7 protein-coding genes are annotated in these 17,019 nt (G+C 69.0%); 3 read left to right on the top strand and 4 right to left on the bottom strand.

The features are described from left to right. Window positions 1-27 precede the first annotated feature (27 nt). The 3 genes from EDD93_RS29675 to EDD93_RS29665 all read left to right on the top strand — a co-directional run bounded on the left by EDD93_RS29675 (window position 28) and on the right by EDD93_RS29665 (window position 12,435). Window positions 28-7,908 (top strand): non-ribosomal peptide synthetase, encoded by a 7,881-nt coding sequence (locus EDD93_RS29675; RefSeq protein ID WP_123528564.1) that lies wholly within the window; start codon window positions 28-30, stop codon window positions 7,906-7,908. Then, window positions 7,905-11,897: a non-ribosomal peptide synthetase gene (locus tag EDD93_RS29670; RefSeq protein ID WP_123528563.1), complete on the top strand. Its 3,993-nt coding sequence runs from the start codon at window positions 7,905-7,907 to the stop codon at window positions 11,895-11,897. Before EDD93_RS29675 ends, EDD93_RS29670 begins: the two co-directional genes overlap by 4 nt. Before the next feature lie 202 nt (window positions 11,898-12,099). After that, window positions 12,100-12,435: a lysine transporter LysE gene (locus tag EDD93_RS29665; RefSeq protein WP_123528562.1), complete on the top strand. Its 336-nt coding sequence runs from the start codon at window positions 12,100-12,102 to the stop codon at window positions 12,433-12,435. Window positions 12,436-12,707: 272 nt separating this feature from the next. Here EDD93_RS29665 and sbnB read toward each other — a convergent pair whose 3' ends face one another. The 4 genes from sbnB to EDD93_RS29645 form a co-directional block, all read right to left on the bottom strand. Continuing rightward, entirely contained in the window at window positions 12,708-13,715 is a 1,008-nt protein-coding gene (gene sbnB / locus EDD93_RS29660; RefSeq protein WP_123528561.1) for a 2,3-diaminopropionate biosynthesis protein SbnB, read from the bottom strand. A gap of 118 nt (window positions 13,716-13,833) precedes the next feature. Further along, window positions 13,834-14,781 (bottom strand): 2,3-diaminopropionate biosynthesis protein SbnA, encoded by a 948-nt coding sequence (gene sbnA / locus EDD93_RS29655; RefSeq protein ID WP_123528560.1) that lies wholly within the window; start codon window positions 14,779-14,781, stop codon window positions 13,834-13,836. Next, on the bottom strand, window positions 14,778-15,998 hold the full coding sequence (locus EDD93_RS29650; protein WP_123528559.1) for a glutamate synthase-related protein: 1,221 nt from the start codon (window positions 15,996-15,998) through the stop codon (window positions 14,778-14,780). Before EDD93_RS29650 ends, sbnA begins: the two co-directional genes overlap by 4 nt. Continuing rightward, the gene (locus EDD93_RS29645; RefSeq protein ID WP_123528558.1) at window positions 15,995-17,011 is read right to left on the bottom strand and encodes an asparagine synthetase A; all 1,017 of its coding nucleotides are present in this window, start codon (window positions 17,009-17,011) and stop codon (window positions 15,995-15,997) included. Before EDD93_RS29645 ends, EDD93_RS29650 begins: the two co-directional genes overlap by 4 nt. Window positions 17,012-17,019: the final 8 nt, after the last annotated feature.

The raw sequence follows: 17,019 nt of genomic DNA, 5'->3' as shown, positions 1-17,019 counted from the left end.
CCCGAAAAGCAGAGGACAGACATCATCATGGGCGAGAACTCGATCGAGGCACGGCTACTGTCCCGGATGCGCCGCCGTGCGGACGCGGACCGGATCGTACGTGCCGACGAAGGCGCCACCGGACCGCTGCCGCTGTCGTTCGCACAGCAGCGGCTCTGGTTCCTGGACCGCCTGGCTCCGGACAGCGCCGACTACCTGGTGCCCACGGCACTGCGGGTACGGGGTTCCCTCGACGTCACAGCGCTGGAAAAGGCGCTGTCCGGCCTGGTGGCCCGGCACGAGGTACTGCGGACGACATTCGCGGCGGGCGACGACGGCACGCCGCAGCAGGAGATCAACGCGCCCTGGCCGGTGACCGTGCCGGTGCACGACCTGCGGGGCGGGGACGGGGCGGACGCCGAGGCGCAGGGCCGCGAGGTGCTGCGCACCGAGGCGAAGCGCCCCTTCGACCTCACGGCGGGCCGGCCGCTGCGGGCCGACGTCGTACGCCTCGCCGATGACGACCACTACCTGCTGCTGACGGCACATCACATCGTGTCGGACGGCTGGTCCTCCGGCATCCTGGCACGCGAGCTCCGCGAGCTGTACGCGGCGGCCCTGTCCGGGTGCGAGGCGTCGCTCCCCGAACAGCCGGTGCGGTACGCGGACTTCGCCGTCTGGCAGCGTGACCGGCTCACGGGGCCGGTGCTGGAGCGGCAGCTCGGGTACTGGCGCGAGCGCCTGGCCCGTGCCACCCCGCTGGAGCTCCCGACGGACCGTCAGCGTCCGGCGCACGCGAGCGGCGCCGGCGACGTGGTCACCTTCGAGATACCGGCCGAGGTGGCGGAGCGGTTGCGGGAGGCGGCGGGGCGGCAGGGGGCGAGCCTGTTCATGGCGCTGCTGTCGTTGTTCCAGGTCGTGCTGGCCCGCTACTGCCGGCAGGACGACATCGCGGTGGGAACGCCGATCGCGGGCCGCAACCGGGCCGAGATCGAGGATGTCGTCGGCTTCTTCGTCAACACACTGGTGATGCGGACCGATCTGTCCGGCGATCCGACGTTCGGTGAGCTGATCGACCGGGTCAAGGACACGGCTCTGGGCGCGTACGACCACCAGGACCTGCCCTTCGAGCGGCTGGTGGAGGAGTTGGCGCCGGAACGGGATCTGTCGCGCAACCCGTTGTTCCAGACCATGTTCGTCCTTCAGGCGCCGGGCAGCGCGGACGGCGAGGCGTGGGATCTGGCGGGCGCGGACGTCGAGCCGGTCGAGATCGAACGGGGTGTGGCCAAGTTCGACCTGACGCTGACCGCGGTCGAGTCGTCGGACGGCCTCCGGGCTGTGCTGGAGTACCGGACGGATCTGTTCGACCGGGCGAGGATCGAGCGCATGGCCGGCCACCTGGCCACCCTGGCCGCCTCCGTCGCCGCCACCCCCGACGCCCGACTTTCCGAGTTGAACATGCTGACCGCCCGGGAGCGGCAGGAGATCCTGGTCGACTGGAACGGGGCGACCGGCCCCTACCCGGACACGGCGACCATCCACTCACTCATCGAGGACCGGACCGCCACCGACCCGCACTCCATCGCCCTCACCCACGGCACCGAACAATGGACCTACGCCCAGCTCAACACCCGCGCCAACCAGCTCGCCCACCACCTACGCGATACGGGCGTCATCCCGGACACCCTGATCGCGGTCTGCCTCGACCGGTCCCCCCAGCTCATCGCGACCCTCCTCGGCATCATGAAGGCAGGGGCAGCCTTCGTGCCGCTGGATCCGGAGTACCCGACCGACCGCATCACCTACATGGTCGAAGACGCCCAGGCACCACTGATCATCACCAGCACGAACCACACCGACCGGCTGCCTGCCAACACCCCGGTCCTCCTCGCCGACACCCATTGGCCCGACGGACCGACCGAGAACCCCCCGCCGCTCGCCTCGCCGGACGATCTCGCCTACATCATCTACACCTCGGGATCGACCGGCAGGCCCAAGGGCGTGGCCCTCGAACACCGAGGCGTCGTCAACTACCTGCACTGGTGCGACCAGAACTACCCCGTCACCGAACCCGGCAGCATCGGCACGATCCTCTACTCCTCGATCACCTTCGACCTCACCATCACGGCACTGTTCCTGCCCCTCATCCAGGGCACCCAGCTCGCCATCCCTCAGACAGAGCCCGGTCAGAGCGCGTTCGACGCGGCGATCGATCTGATCATTACGGACGTTCCGATCAGCTTCCTCAAGGCGACCCCTTCCCACCTGGAAATCCTCGCCGCCCACCTCACTACCCAAAACGCCACCCACCACATCACCACCATCGTCGCCGGCGGCGAAAACCTCACACCCGCCCTCGTCACCCAACTCCTCAACAACAGCACCACCACAACCACCATCAGCAACGAATACGGCGCCACCGAAGGCTCCGTCGCCAACGTCATGAGCCTCACCACCACACCCGACCCCAACGGCCACACCACCACCCTCGGCCGCCCCATCACCAACACCACCACCTACGTCCTCGACCACCACAACCAACCCGCACCCATCGGCATACCCGGACACGCCCTCCTCGGCGGCATCTGCCTCGCCCGCAACTACCACCACCGCACCAACCTCACCACCCAACGCTTCACCCCCAACCCCCTCCACACCCCCAACGACCCCCGCACCTACCACACCGGCGACCTCCTCACCTGGCGCCCCGACGGCACCCTCGAATTCATCGGCCGCATCGACAACCAAATCAAACTCCGCGGCTACCGCATCGAACTCGGCGAAATCGAAAACGCCCTCATCTCTCATCCTCACGTCCACACCACAGCGATAGCCCTCCGCGAAGACACCCCCGGCGACAAACGGCTCACCGCCTACATCACCACCACCCGCGAGGCCGGCCCAGACGCCAACGACCTACGTGCCCACCTCCGGAACCAGCTCCCCGACTACATGATCCCCGCCACTTACGTGACGCTGGATCAGCTACCGCTCACCCCCAACGGCAAGGTCGACACCAAAGCCCTGCCCGCGCCCGACCACCACCGCCCCGAGCTCGATGCGGCCTACACCGCCCCGCGCACCGGCACCGAACACGTAGTCACCAGCATCTGGTCCGAGATCCTCGCTATCGAGACCGTCGGAATCCACGACAACTTCTTCGCGCTCGGCGGGCATTCGCTGCTCGCGACGCGAGTGACGTCCCGGCTGCGGCAGCAGCTCGGTATCGACGTTCCGGTGCGCACCCTCTTCACCTCGCCCACCCCGGCGACCTTGGCCGCGGCCATACGTGAGCTGGCAGCGGCCGACGAGGCACCGCTCGTACCCGTCGACCGCGCCGACGGCTCTCTCCCGCTGTCCTTTGCCCAGCAACGTCTTTGGTTCCTAGACCAGTTGACACCTGGAAGTGCCGAGTACCTGGTGCCCTTCGGCCTGCGTGTCCGGGGCGAGCTGAACGCGGACGCCCTGGGTGCGGCGTTCACGGCGCTGGTGGCCCGGCACGAAATCCTGCGGACCCGGTTCGTCACCGACGATTCCGGGCGCCCTTCGCAGATCGTCGACGCGCCGTGGTCGGTCACTCCGGTGGTGCACGACGTCCGGACCGTCGCCGCCCTCGATGACAGGGACCGCGCCGCACAGGAGATCATGGGAGCCGAGGCGCGTCGACCGTTCGATCTGGACGGAGGTCGGCTGCTGCGTGTGGACCTGGTGCGCGTCGCGGAGGACGACCAGTACGTCTTGATCACGCTGCACCACATCGTGTCGGACGGCTGGTCCTCCGGCATCCTGGCCCGCGAACTGCGTGCCCTGTACGCGGCGGCCCTGACCGGTCGAGACGTGACGCTCCCGGGCCTTCCCGTGCAGTACGCGGACTTCGCCGTCTGGCAGCGCGACCGGCTCACCGGCGACTTCCTGGACGAGCAGCTGGCGTACTGGCGTGAGCGCCTGACGGGTGTGCCGGTGCTGGAGCTGCCCACGGATCACCCACGCCCTGCCGAGCGCGAAGGCGCCGCAGGGGACACCGTGCACTTCACGGTGCCGGCCGAGGTGGCGGAGCGGTTGCGGGAGGCGGCGGGGCGGCAGGGGGCGAGCCTGTTCATGGCGCTGCTGTCGTTGTTCCAGGTCGTGCTGGCCCGCTACGGCCGCCAGGACGACATCGCGGTGGGAACGCCGATCGCGGGCCGCAACCGGGCCGAGACCGAAGATCTGATCGGCTTCTTCGTCAACACACTGGTGATGCGGACCGACCTGTCCGGGGACCCGACGTTCGGCGAGCTGATCGACCGCGTCAAGGACACGGCTCTGGGCGCGTACGACCACCAGGACCTGCCCTTCGAGCGGCTCGTCGACGAGCTGGCCCCGAACCGTGACCTGTCCCGCAACCCGCTGTTCCAGACCTTGTTCGTGTTCCAGAACACTCCGGACGGGGACACGTGGAGCCTGCCCGGTCTCGATGTCGAGCAGGTCGGCGTGGGCGGCCAGGACGCGAAGTTCGACCTTCAGCTGACGGCGGCGGAGTCGGGCGGTGAGGTGCTGGGGGCGCTGGAGTACCGGACGGATCTGTTCGACCGGGCGAGGATCGAGCGCATGGCCGGCCACCTGGCCACCCTCGCCGCCTCCGTCGCCGCCACCCCTGACGCCCGACTTTCCGAGTTGAACATGCTGACCGCCCGGGAGCGGCAGGAGATCCTGGTCGACTGGAACGGGGCGACCGGCCCCTACCCGGACACGGCGACCATCCACTCACTCATCGAGGACCGGACCGCCACCGACCCGCACTCCATCGCCCTCACCCACGGCACCGAACAATGGACCTACGCCCAGCTCAACACCCGCGCCAACCAGCTCGCCCACCACCTACGCGATACGGGCGTCATCCCGGACACCCTGATCGCGGTCTGCCTCGACCGGTCCCCCCAGCTCATCGCGACCCTCCTCGGCATCATGAAGGCAGGGGCGGCGTTCGTGCCGCTGGATCCGGAGTACCCGACCGACCGCATCACCTACATGGTCGAAGACGCCCAGGCACCACTGATCATCACCAGCACGAACCACACCGACCGGCTGCCTGCCAACACCCCGGTCCTCCTGGTCGACACCGAATGGCCCGACGGGCCCAACGAGAATCCGGCACCGCTCGCCTCGCCGGACGACCTCGCCTACATCATCTACACCTCAGGCTCCACCGGCAGGCCCAAGGGCGTGGCCCTTGAACACCGAGGCGTCGTCAACTACCTGCACTGGTGCGACCAGAACTACCCCGTCACCGAACCCGGCAGCATCGGCACGATCCTCTACTCCTCGATCACCTTCGACCTCACCATCACGGCACTGTTCCTGCCCCTCATCCAGGGCACCCAGCTCGCCATCCCCCAGACAGAGCCCGGTCAGAGCGCGTTCGACGCGGCGATCGATCTGATCATTACGGACGTTCCGATCAGCTTCCTCAAGGCGACCCCTTCCCACCTGGAAATCCTCGCCGCCCACCTCACTACCCAAAACGCCACCCACCACATCACCACCATCGTCGCCGGCGGCGAAAACCTCACACCCGCCCTCGTCACCCAACTCCTCAACAACAGCACCACCACAACCACCATCAGCAACGAATACGGCGCCACCGAAGGCTCCGTCGCCAACGTCATGAGCCTCACCACCACACCCGACCCCAACGGCCACACCACCACCCTCGGCCGCCCCATCACCAACACCACCACCTACGTCCTCGACCACCACAACCAACCCGCACCCATCGGCATACCCGGACACGCCCTCCTCGGCGGCATCTGCCTCGCCCGCAACTACCACCACCGCACCAACCTCACCACCCAACGCTTCACCCCCAACCCCCTCCACACCCCCAACGACCCCCGCACCTACCACACCGGCGACCTCCTCACCTGGCGCCCCGACGGCACCCTCGAATTCATCGGCCGCATCGACAACCAAATCAAACTCCGCGGCTACCGCATCGAACTCGGCGAAATCGAAAACGCCCTCACCACCCACCCCCACATCCACACCACAGCCATCACCCTCCGCGAAGACACCCCCGGCGACAAACGACTCACCGCCTACACCACCACCACCCCCGGAACCACCACCCCCACCACACACCAACTACGCACCCACCTCCACAACCAACTCCCCGACTACATGATCCCCGCCACCTACATCACCCTCGACGAACTCCCCCTCACCCCCAACGGCAAGGTCGACACCAAAGCCCTCCCCGCACCCGACCACCACCGCCCCGACCTCGCCAACGCCTACACCGCCCCCCGCACCGACACCGAACGCACCCTCGCCTCGGTATGGGGCGACATCCTCGGGATCGAGACCGTCGGAATCCACGACAACTTCTTCGAGCTCGGCGGCGATTCGATCATCAGTATCCAAATGATCGCCAGGGCGAAGAAGTTCGGCCTGCACCTCACCCCCCGCATGATCTTCAAGCATCAGACGATCGCCGAGATCGCTGTCCACGCCGGTGCGACGACGCTGGTCGACGCGGAACAGGGGCGGGTGATGGGTGACGTACCCCTGACGCCGATCCAGCACTGGTTCTTCGAGAAGGAACTGCCGGCCTTCGACCACTTCAACCAGGCCGAGCTGCTGGCCACCGACGCCCTGGACCCCGATGTCCTCCGGCCGGCGCTGGCCGACCTGATCGAGCACCACGACGCCTTGCGCCTGCGGTGCGAGAGCGGTGAGGACGGCTGGCGGCAGCAGCTGGACGAGTCGGTGGACACGGGCATCCTCGAAGTACACGACCTGTCCGATGTCTCCGACAGCGACCTCGGCGCGGTGTCGCTCGGCATCGCGGAGGAGACGCAGCAGGGTCTCGACCTGGCAAAGGGGCCGCTGATGCGGTGCGCCCTGCTGGAGCTCGGAGCGACGCGGGGGCAGCGGCTGCTCATCGCCGTGCACCATCTGGCGGTCGACGGGGTCTCCTGGCGGATTCTCCTGGAGGACCTGGGGAGTTGCTACGAACAGCGCGCCGCGGGCGGGACACCGCAGCTTCCCGCGAAGACGACGTCGTTCCGGGCCTGGGCCGAGCGACTTCGCGGGTTCGCGACGTCGGACGCGGCACGCGCCGAGTTCGCGTACTGGGCGGAGGCGAAGCCCGGCAAACGGGTGCCGCGCGACCGGGACGGACGCAACGATCTGGGCTCGGCGTCCACCGTCGCCGCGTCCCTCACCGCCCTTGAGACTCGCGCCCTGCTGCGCGACGTGCCGCGCGTCTTCAACACGCGGATCAACGACGCGCTCCTGACCGCTCTCGCCCACGCGCTACGGGACTGGACCGGTGACGACGAGACCCTGATCGGTCTGGAGGGACACGGCCGCGAGGACCTCTTCCCCGACGTGGACCTGTCGAGAACGGTCGGGTGGTTCACGTCCGTGTTCCCTGTCGCGCTGCGGCTGACGCCCGGCGCCGGGCCGCTGGCTTCGCTCGACTCCGTCAAGGAGCAGCTGGGCCGCGTCCCGAACAACGGCGTCGGTTACGGCATCCTGCGCTATCTCGGGGCGCCCGAAGTGGCATCCGTTCTGGGTGAACAGCCCGTCCCCGAGGTCAACTTCAACTACCTGGGGCAGTTCGCCCGAGACCTTCCGGGCATCGGCCGTTACGCCGCCGCGAACGAGCCCAAGGGGCATTCGATCAGCCCCGATGGCATCCGCTGGAACGTCCTCGACGTGACGGCGGCCGTCGAGGGCGACACGTTCGGGGTGTACATCGGCTATTCGGCCGCGCTGCACGACCGGCAGACCGTCGAACGGCTGGCCGACGCAATGATCGACCACCTCCGCGGGCTGATCGCCGGCAGCGCCGAAGGCCCCGCCGACTCCCGGACCACACCGGGCGTCCCCCTCACCGACGTCGGTGACACCGACATGGCCGCGATCCTGAAGAGGTTCTCGATATGAGCACGCACAACGTGGAAGACGTCTACGGGCTCTCGCCCCTGCAGTTCGGGATGCTCTTCCACTCCCTGGAGGACACGTCCGACACCCGGCCGTACATGGTGCAGATGACGGAGGAGGTCGAAGGCGCCTTCGACGACGCACTGTTCGCGCAGGCCTGGCAGCAACTCATCGACCGCCACTCGATCCTGCGCAGCGCGTTCGTGTGGGAGGGGGTGTCCGAGCCTGTACAGGTTGTGCAGCGCAAGGCTCCGTTGCCGTTCGCGGTACGGGACCTGCGCGGCCTGCCCGACCAGGAAGGACAGCTGGACGCTTTCCTGGCGGAAGACTGGACCCGCGGGTTCGATCTGTCCCGGGCGCCGCTTGTGCGGGTGACCGTACTGCGGACGGCGGAGGAACGGCGTTTCGTCGTCTGGTCGTTCCACCACATCCTGCTGGACGGATGGAGCGTGCAGATCCTCCAGAAGGAGCTGTTCGCCCTCTACCGCAGGCTGCTCGACGGTACGCCGGCCGCACTTGCGCCCACCGTGCCGTACCGCCGCTACATCGAATGGCTGAATGCCCAACGGGGCGATGTCTCGGCGGACTTCTGGGCGGACTATCTGGCGGGCATCACCGAACCGACCGACCTGCACGTGGACCGGGACACCGGGGACGCGGGCGTCGGTGAGTTCGAGGTGCACGCCTCCCCCGACCTGTTCGCGCAGGCTCGCGACTACGCCCGGTCCCAGCGGATCACGATGAACACGCTGGTGCAGGGGCTGTGGTCGATCCTGCTCTCCCGGTACAGCCGTCGCAACGAGGTGCTGTTCGGCTCGACCATCTCCGGCCGCTCGATCGCGCTGCCGGGTGTGGACTCGATGATGGGCCTGTTCATCAACACGCTTCCGGTACGCGGCCGGCTCACAGGTGAGCTGGCGGTCGCGAACTGGCTGCGGGATCTCCAGGACGAGCAGTTGGAGATGCGGCAGTGGGAGTACTGCCACTTGGTCGACGTACAGAAGCACAGCAGCATTCCGCGAGGGGAGCCGCTGTTCCGTTCCATCCTGGTCTTCGAGAACTACCCGGTGGTCCAGAAGCCGTCGGACTTCCCCGAGGGACTGACCCGGCGCCTGGTCAACTGCGTGGAGCACACGGGCTATCCACTCACCCTGGTGGCGTCGGCGGGCCGGGCACTGGAGTTCCGGTTCGTGTACGACCGGAGCCGGTTCGACGCGGAGACGATCGAGCGGATGGCCGGCCATCTGCGGACCCTGCTGGAGTCGGTCGTCGCGGCTCCCGAAGCGCGCATCGGCGAGTTGAACATGCTGACCGCCCGGGAGCGGCAGCAGATCCTGGTCGACTGGAACGGGGCGACCGGCCCGTATCCGGACACGGCGACCATCCATTCACTCATCGAGGACCGGACCGCCACCGACCCACACTCCGTCGCCCTCACCCACGGCACCGACCAGTGGACCTACGCCCAGCTCAACACCCGCGCCAACCAGCTCGCCCACCACCTACGCACCACCGGCATCACCCCCGACACCCTCATCGCCGTCTGCCTCGACCGCTCACCGGACCTCATCGCCACACTGCTCGGCATCCTTAAAGCCGGGGCAGCCTTCGTACCACTGGACCCCGAATACCCCACCGACCGCATCACCTACATGGTCGAAGACGCCCAAGCACCGCTCATCATCACCAGCACGCAGCACAGTGCGCGGCTGCCTGCCGACACCCCGCAGCTCCTGGTCGACACCGAATGGCCCGACGGGCCCAACGAGAATCCGGCACCGCTCGCGACGCCGGACGATCTCGCCTACATCATCTACACCTCGGGATCGACCGGCAGGCCCAAGGGCGTGGCCCTCGAACACCGAGGCGTCGTCAACTACCTGCACTGGTGCGACCAGAACTACCCCGTCACCGAACCCGGCAGCATCGGCACCATCCTCTACTCCTCGATCACCTTCGACCTCACCATCACGGCACTGTTCCTGCCCCTCATCCAGGGCACCCAGCTCGCCATCCCCCAGACAGAGCCCGGTCAGAGCGCGTTCGACGCGGCGATCGATCTGATCATTACGGACGTTCCGATCAGCTTCCTCAAGGCGACCCCCTCCCACCTGGAAATCCTCGCCGCCCACCTCACCACCCAAAACGCCACCCACCACATCACCACCATCGTCGCCGGCGGCGAAAACCTCACACCCGCCCTCGTCACCCAACTCCTCAACAACAGCACCACCACAACCACCATCAGCAACGAATACGGCGCCACCGAAGGCTCCGTCGCCAACGTCATGAGCCTCACCACCACACCCGACCCCAACGGCCACACCACCACCCTCGGCCGCCCCATCACCAACACCACCACCTACGTCCTCGACCACCACAACCAACCCGCACCCATCGGCATACCCGGACACGCCCTCCTCGGCGGCATCTGCCTCGCCCGCAACTACCACCACCGCACCAACCTCACCACCCAACGCTTCACCCCCAACCCCCTCCACACCCCCAACGACCCCCGCACCTACCACACCGGCGACCTCCTCACCTGGCGCCCCGACGGCACCCTCGAATTCATCGGCCGCATCGACAACCAAATCAAACTCCGCGGCTACCGCATCGAACTCGGCGAAATCGAAAACGCCCTCACCACCCACCCCCACATCCACACCACAGCCATCACCCTCCGCGAAGACACCCCCGGCGACAAACGACTCACCGCCTACACCACCACCACCCCCGGAACCACCACCCCCACCACACACCAACTACGCACCCACCTCCACAACCAACTCCCCGACTACATGATCCCCGCCACCTACATCACCCTCGACGAACTCCCCCTCACCCCCAACGGCAAGGTCGACACCAAAGCCCTCCCCGCACCCGACCACCACCGCCCCAGCCTCGCCAACGCCTACACCGCCCCCCGCACCGACACCGAACGCATCATCACCACCATCTGGTCCGAGATCCTCGGCATCAAGACGGTCGGCGTGCACGACAACTTCTTCGATCTCGGCGGGCAGTCCATCAGCGCGGTGCGCGTGGCCTCCCGGGTCCGGGAGGCGGGTCTGCCGATCACCCTTCAGCAGATCATGCGGCATCCCACGGTGGCCGGGCTGGCCGCCGTGGTGGACGGCCCGGAGGACGGACCCGACGGCGGACTGGTCGTACTGCTCTCGGCCGCGGCCGACCCCGCCCTTCCCCTGCTGTTCTGCGTACACCCGGGAGGCGGGAGCACCCATCCGTACAAGGCGCTCGCGCAGCGCCTGGCCGGCGCGTTCACCGTGTACGGCATTCAGGCGCCGGGGCTGGAGGCGGGCGAGTCGCCGCTTCACGGCTTCGAGGCCGTCGCGGACCGCTACTGGCGGGAGATCCGCCAGGTCCAGCCGGAGGGGCCGTGCACGATCCTGGGCTGGTCGACCGGTGCCGTCATCGCTCACGCGATGGGGGCGCGGGACCCGCAGGCGGTGGCCGCGCTGCTTCTGCTGGAGCCGGCGGTGACCGGCGACGACCAGCAGGGGCGGTTCGAGCGGCACGCGGAGGTGTACCGCCGGGTGAACGACTTGTGGCGGCGAGGACAGGACGAGTCCGGTGCGCAACGCGCCCGCACCGAAGGCGAGATGAAGCGCCTGGCCCCGGAGATGAACATCGAGGAGGCCGCGGTCACGCTCGACGAGTGGCTGCCTTACGCGGTGCTGGAGGCCGAGGTGGACTCGCTCGCCGCCTACCGGCCTGTGGGGTCGGCGGCCCCTGCCACGCTGTTCGTCAGCGACACCGTGCGCGAGGGCAGCGGCGACGAGGTTCCGTACGCGCGGTACGTCGCGCACTGGCGCGAGCTCTACCCGGTGGGCCTGGACATCCGTCCGATGCCGGGTCGCCACATGGAGATGGTCAAGGGTGCGGAGCAGCTGTCCTTGCTGGTCGCCACGGTACGCGGGGCCGTGACGGACGGCCTCGGCCGGGAGACGGGGGTGCTCCTGCCGGCCTGACGGGTACCACGCCGCCCCGAGCCGCCCTCCGCCCATGCGGAGGGCGGCCTCCCTTCGTCGGGGGCTTTCAGGTCCTTCGTCAAGGTGTGACGATGGGCCCCAGTTGGCCACTCCTGAGGGCTACGGCAACCAATCCGGCTCGGCAGGGGTCCTCCGTACCGGGCCCGTTCGGGGCCATCGGACGCGAGGGTGGAGGAACGTCGTGGGGGTCCGCAGGACAGCGAAGGGCGTCGGCGACTTCCTGAGCGGGACAGTGGGAGATGCCGTCGCCGAAGTGATCCTCAGTCTGCTTGCCTGCGGCCTGCTCGCCGGCCTGGCTCTGATCGGCTACCTGAACTGGCATTCCAGCCCCCGCCTGACCATTGCGGGGGTCGGGCTGCTCAGTCTCTTCCTCGCCCACGGCGCCTGGCAGACCTTCCGCACTCCCGCGAAGGGCCGCCGCCGGGGTCTCGCCGTCCTGACCACTGCCGGCTTCACCCTGATCGCCATGACGGCCGTCTTCCTGCTGCTCTATGCCACGGGCTGCGGCTGCCTGTGAGGCTGTCCGACTCCATGCGCTCAACTGGTCAGGGGCGACAACGGGCTTCGTGGCCGGCCTCCCGACGACCGCCCGCAGCTTCGGCTCACTGTTGGGCAGCTACACGTCGAACATAGCCCCCCATGCAGGCGAGTTGAACGTGCCGTCCCTGGCAAGGGTGCCGGGCCCGCGCGTCTGCGTCGCGCCGAACGCCCCGGCCCCGGGCTCCCTCCGCGTCGTGCGGGAGGAGGCCGGGGCCGGGGCGAGTCGTTGACCGTGGCGGAGCGGTCAGCTCACCACCGTGTCAGCTCCGGGATGAAGTTGGGCACCTCGGTGGCGCGGCCGCTCTCCAGGGCCGTCCGGTAGATGTGGCAGCCGACCGCCAGGTCCAGGACGCCGAGGCCGAACGGGGAGAAGACGGTGGGGCGGTCCCGGTCGAGGATGACCTTGCCTCGCAGGACGTCGGCGAGGGTGCCGTCGATGAAGTCGCGGGTGCCGTACTCCGTCTCGGTGAGGTGGGGCGAGGTCTGGGCGGTGAGGCAGTGGTCGATGTCGTCGAGAACGTTGTGGCACTTGATCATGACCGTCGGGTGAATGTCACGCAGGGACAGGTTGAGGATGAGCTGGTCCGGCAGCAGGGGCTGGCCGTCCGAAAGCCACGGCGCCGGGGCCGTGGTCGCGAGGACCACCAGGTCGGCGGTGGCCAGGGCCGCGTCGATCTCGGAGACCGCTCTGGCCCGCCACCCATGGGCTTCGGCCGCGTAGGTGGCGAACTTCTCGGCGTACGAGTCCACGTGGTCGTGGACGAGACATTCGCGGACGTTGAGTCCGCGGGCCGCGAGGAAGTCGGAGACCGTACGGCCGATGACGCCGGCGCCGACGAAGAGCACGGTGCGGGGCGCGTCGTCGGGGGCCAGGGTCTCCACGGCGAGTGCGGCGGAGGCCGCGGTACGGGCGGCGCTGATGCGGGACGCCTCCAGGCAGGCGAACGGGTAGCCGGTCTCGGCGTCGTTGAGGAGCAGGACCGCCGAGGCGCGGGGCAGGTTGTGCCGCACGTTCTCCGGGTAGCTGGCGATCCACTTCAGGCCGGAGACCGGTGCCTCGCCGCCCAGGTGGGCGGGGAGGGCGATGATGCGGGCGCCGGGGTTCTCGGGGAAGCGGAGGAAGTAGCTGTCGGGGTTCACCGTGTCGCCTCGGCTGTGCTGGAGGTAGGTGTCCCGCACGATCTCCAGGATCTCGGACGGTGCGGAAGTGATGACGTCTCGGGCGACGGCGCCGTCAATCACATGAAATGCGGGCATGGGCGTTCCCTTTCGCGGGCGGGCGCGGGGCCCCGCGGGGCGGTGGCTGCGGTTGAGGCTGTGGCTGTGGCTGTGGCTGTGGCTGTGGCTACGGATGCGGTTGCGGCTGCGGCTGTGCTCACGCGAGGGCGCCGAGGTGTTCCTTCACCCAGGCGTCGTTGTAGACCGTGCCGAGGTAGCGCTCGCCCAGGTCGGGTGAGATGGCGGCGATACGGGAGCCGGCGGGGAACCCGTCCGCGTACCGGCGGATCGCGGCCAGGACGGAGCCGGTGGAGCCGCCGACCAGGAGGCCGTGGGTGCGGGCCAGCAGCCGGCACTCGCGGACCGCGTCCTCCTCGGCGACGAGCACGACGTCGTCAGCGAGGCCCGGCTCGAAGAGTTCGGGGATGCGGCTGGCGCCGATCCCGGGAATGAGCCGGGGTCCGGGCGGTGCGCCGAAGATGACCGAGCCGACGGCGTCCACGGCGACGATCCGGGTCTCCGGGGAGAACTCACGCAGGTAACGGGAGCAGCCGACGAACGTGCCGGTGGAGCCCGCTCCGACGAAGAGGTAGTCGATGTGCTGGAGCTCCTTGAGCAGGGTGCTCGCGGTCTGCGCGTAGTGCGCGTGCGGGTTGGCCGGGTTGGCGTACTGGTTGAGCCACACCATGGCGGGGTCCGCCTCGACGCGGCGCCGGATGTGGGCGATGCGGGACTGGAGGAAGCCGCCGTTGGCGTCCACGGTGTCCACGACGACGACCTCGGCGCCGAGTGCGCGCATGTGGTCCATGCTGGTCGCGTTGGTGTTGGGGTCGACCACGCAGGTGAAGGCGTATCCCTTGGTGGCGCAGATGGAGCTGAGGGCGATTCCGAGGTTTCCGGAGGACGATTCGATGACGCGGGCGCCGGGGGTGAGTACGCCACGGTGCTCGGCGTCCTCGACCAGGCTCAGTGCCGTCTTGAGCTTGACGGAGCCGGCCGGGTTGAGCCCCTCGATCTTGAGGAAGACCTCGCAACCCGGTGCCATCCGTGGCAGGCGGACGAAGAGGTCGTCGGTGACCATCTCGTATGTGTGCTCGTAGATCATGACTCGGGCCTCCACAGGTCCTCGGGGCCGGTCTCGTCCGCCGCGTACCTGCCGAGGGAGCTGACGGCCATGCGCATCTCCAGGGCCATGGCGTCCAGGAGGCGTTCGAGTCCGTGTACGGGGTCCTCGTCGGCGGCCACCAGCGCGGCGCGGCCGAGACCGACCGCGCGGGCGCCGAGGGCGAGCAGTTTCACGGCGCGGATTCCGTCCCAGACGCGGCCGCTGGCGAGCAGGGTGCGGCCGGCGGGTTCGACGCGGCGCAGGCATTCGGCCAGCGGCAGTCCCACGTGCCCCAGGAAGCCGGTGGGGGCCCACCCGGTGCCGCCCTCGGCCCCGTCAACGGTGACGGCATGGGCGCCCGCGTCCCAGGCGATGCCCGCGGCGCGGCCGACGTCCCGGCCGGGGAAGAGCTTCACCCAGCAGCGGGCGCGCGGGTAGTTGTTGCGCATGAGCTGGATCTGCCGGCGGAAGATCTCGTCGGTGAAGGTGCCGGGGCTCGAGCAGCGCAGGACCGCGCCGCCGTCGGTGAGGCGTTCGACCGCGTACTGTCCTTCGAGGTCGGCGGCGACCGCCTCGCTGACCATGGTGAGGCCGCCGAGTCCCGGCTTGGCGCCCTGCCCGACCTTCATCTCGAAGCCGAGGCGGCCCGAGGCGAGGAGTCCGGAGACGGCGGAGTCGCTGTAGACGTGGTTCCAGACCTCGGAATCGGCGTCCTCGGTGCTCTGCTGGACGCAGAGGCCGCCGACGCCGTCGGGCAGTTCCTCGCAGTAGGCGAGGATGCGTTCCAGCAGGCCCTTGCGGTGGTCGTCGCCGCTGCTGCGGAAGCCGTTCATCGGGGCGACGTTCTCGCCGATGACCATGGGGATGCCGAGGCGCCCGGCCTGGCGGCTGAGGGCGAGGCTGGTGCCGGCGACACGGGTGGAGCCGAGGGCGGACACGTACACCGGCAGCGGGGCGTCGAAGCCGCCGAGCCCGGTGGCGAGGTTCACGTCGGAGTAGAGGGGCTCGCGCCCGAGGTCGATGAGCTTGGCGAGGCGGCCGGGCATGAAGACGGGCGGCGCGAGGCGCAGGGCGTCGATCTCGTCGCCCTGCTCGCGCGTCCCGCCGAAGACGGCGGTGCCGTAGCTGTCGAGGGGCGGGAACACGGCGGCGGCCCCGTCGCGGGCACGGGCGCGGATGCTGTCCTCGGGCAGGCCGGGTGCGGTCAGGTACGTCACGGGGACACCACCCCCGCGAGCTTCGGGAAGGCGGTGGCCTGCCAGACGGAGTCGAGGCCGGCGACCCAGCGGGTGAGCCGTTCCAGGCCGATGCCGAAGCCCGCGCTCCGGGGGATGCCGTGCCGGGCGACGTCGAGGTACCAGGCGTACTTGGCGGGGTTCTCGCCGGTCTCCCGCATCCGGGTGACGAGGGCGGCGTACTCGCTCTCGCGCTCGCTGCCGCTGCACAGTTCACCGCAGGACTCGGGTGCGATCAGGTCGAAGTTGAGCAGGGTGCCGGGCTCGGCCGGGCTCTCCTTGTCGTAGAAGCCGCGCGAGCCCTTGGGGTATCCGACGACGAAGAACGGGGCATCGGCCTGGCGGGAGACGCGCTCCTCCGCCTCCCACTCGATCTCCGTGCCCTCGGCCTGCGGGTAGCCGTCGCGGCGCAGCCGTTCGACGACCTCGCCGTGCGGCACTCGGGCGAACGGGCTGGCGACGAACCGGCGCAGGGTGTCGGGATCGCGGCCCAGTACGGCGAGTTCGGCGCCGCACTCGTCGGCTGCGGTGTTGACCGCGTGGCGGACGAGGCCCTCGGCGATGTCCATGGCGTCGTCGCGGGTGGCGCCCGCGTACTCGACGTCGATCTGCCGGAACTCGGCAAGGTGACGGTTGGTCGTGCTGGTCTCCACGGGTTCCAGGCGGACGTTGGGCGCGATGAGGAAGATGCGGTCATACGCCAGCAGGGACGCCTGCTTGTAGAGGATGGCACTGGTCATCAGCTTGTAGCGGTGACCGTAGAAGTCGACATCGACCTGCTTGGCGCCGCGTGAGCCGGGGTCGGTGACGGGTCCGATGATCGGGTGGGCCATTTCCACCGCGTCGTCGGCGCGCAGGTAGGCGCGGGCGCCCGCGACCAGGGCCTGCTGGACGCGCAGGGCCGCCCTGGTGCGCGGATCACGCAGGTGTTCCAGCGGCGAGGGCAGGGCGGGGGCGGCGGGGAACGTGAGGGAGTGATCGATCTGGAGTGTCATGTCGGTCC

Origin of the sequence: Streptomyces sp. 840.1 (assembly GCF_003751445.1) — a bacterium.
GTDB lineage: Bacteria > Actinomycetota > Actinomycetes > Streptomycetales > Streptomycetaceae > Streptomyces.
Note: the sequence above shows the minus strand (reverse complement) of the source record. Positions and strands in the feature narration are given on the sequence as shown.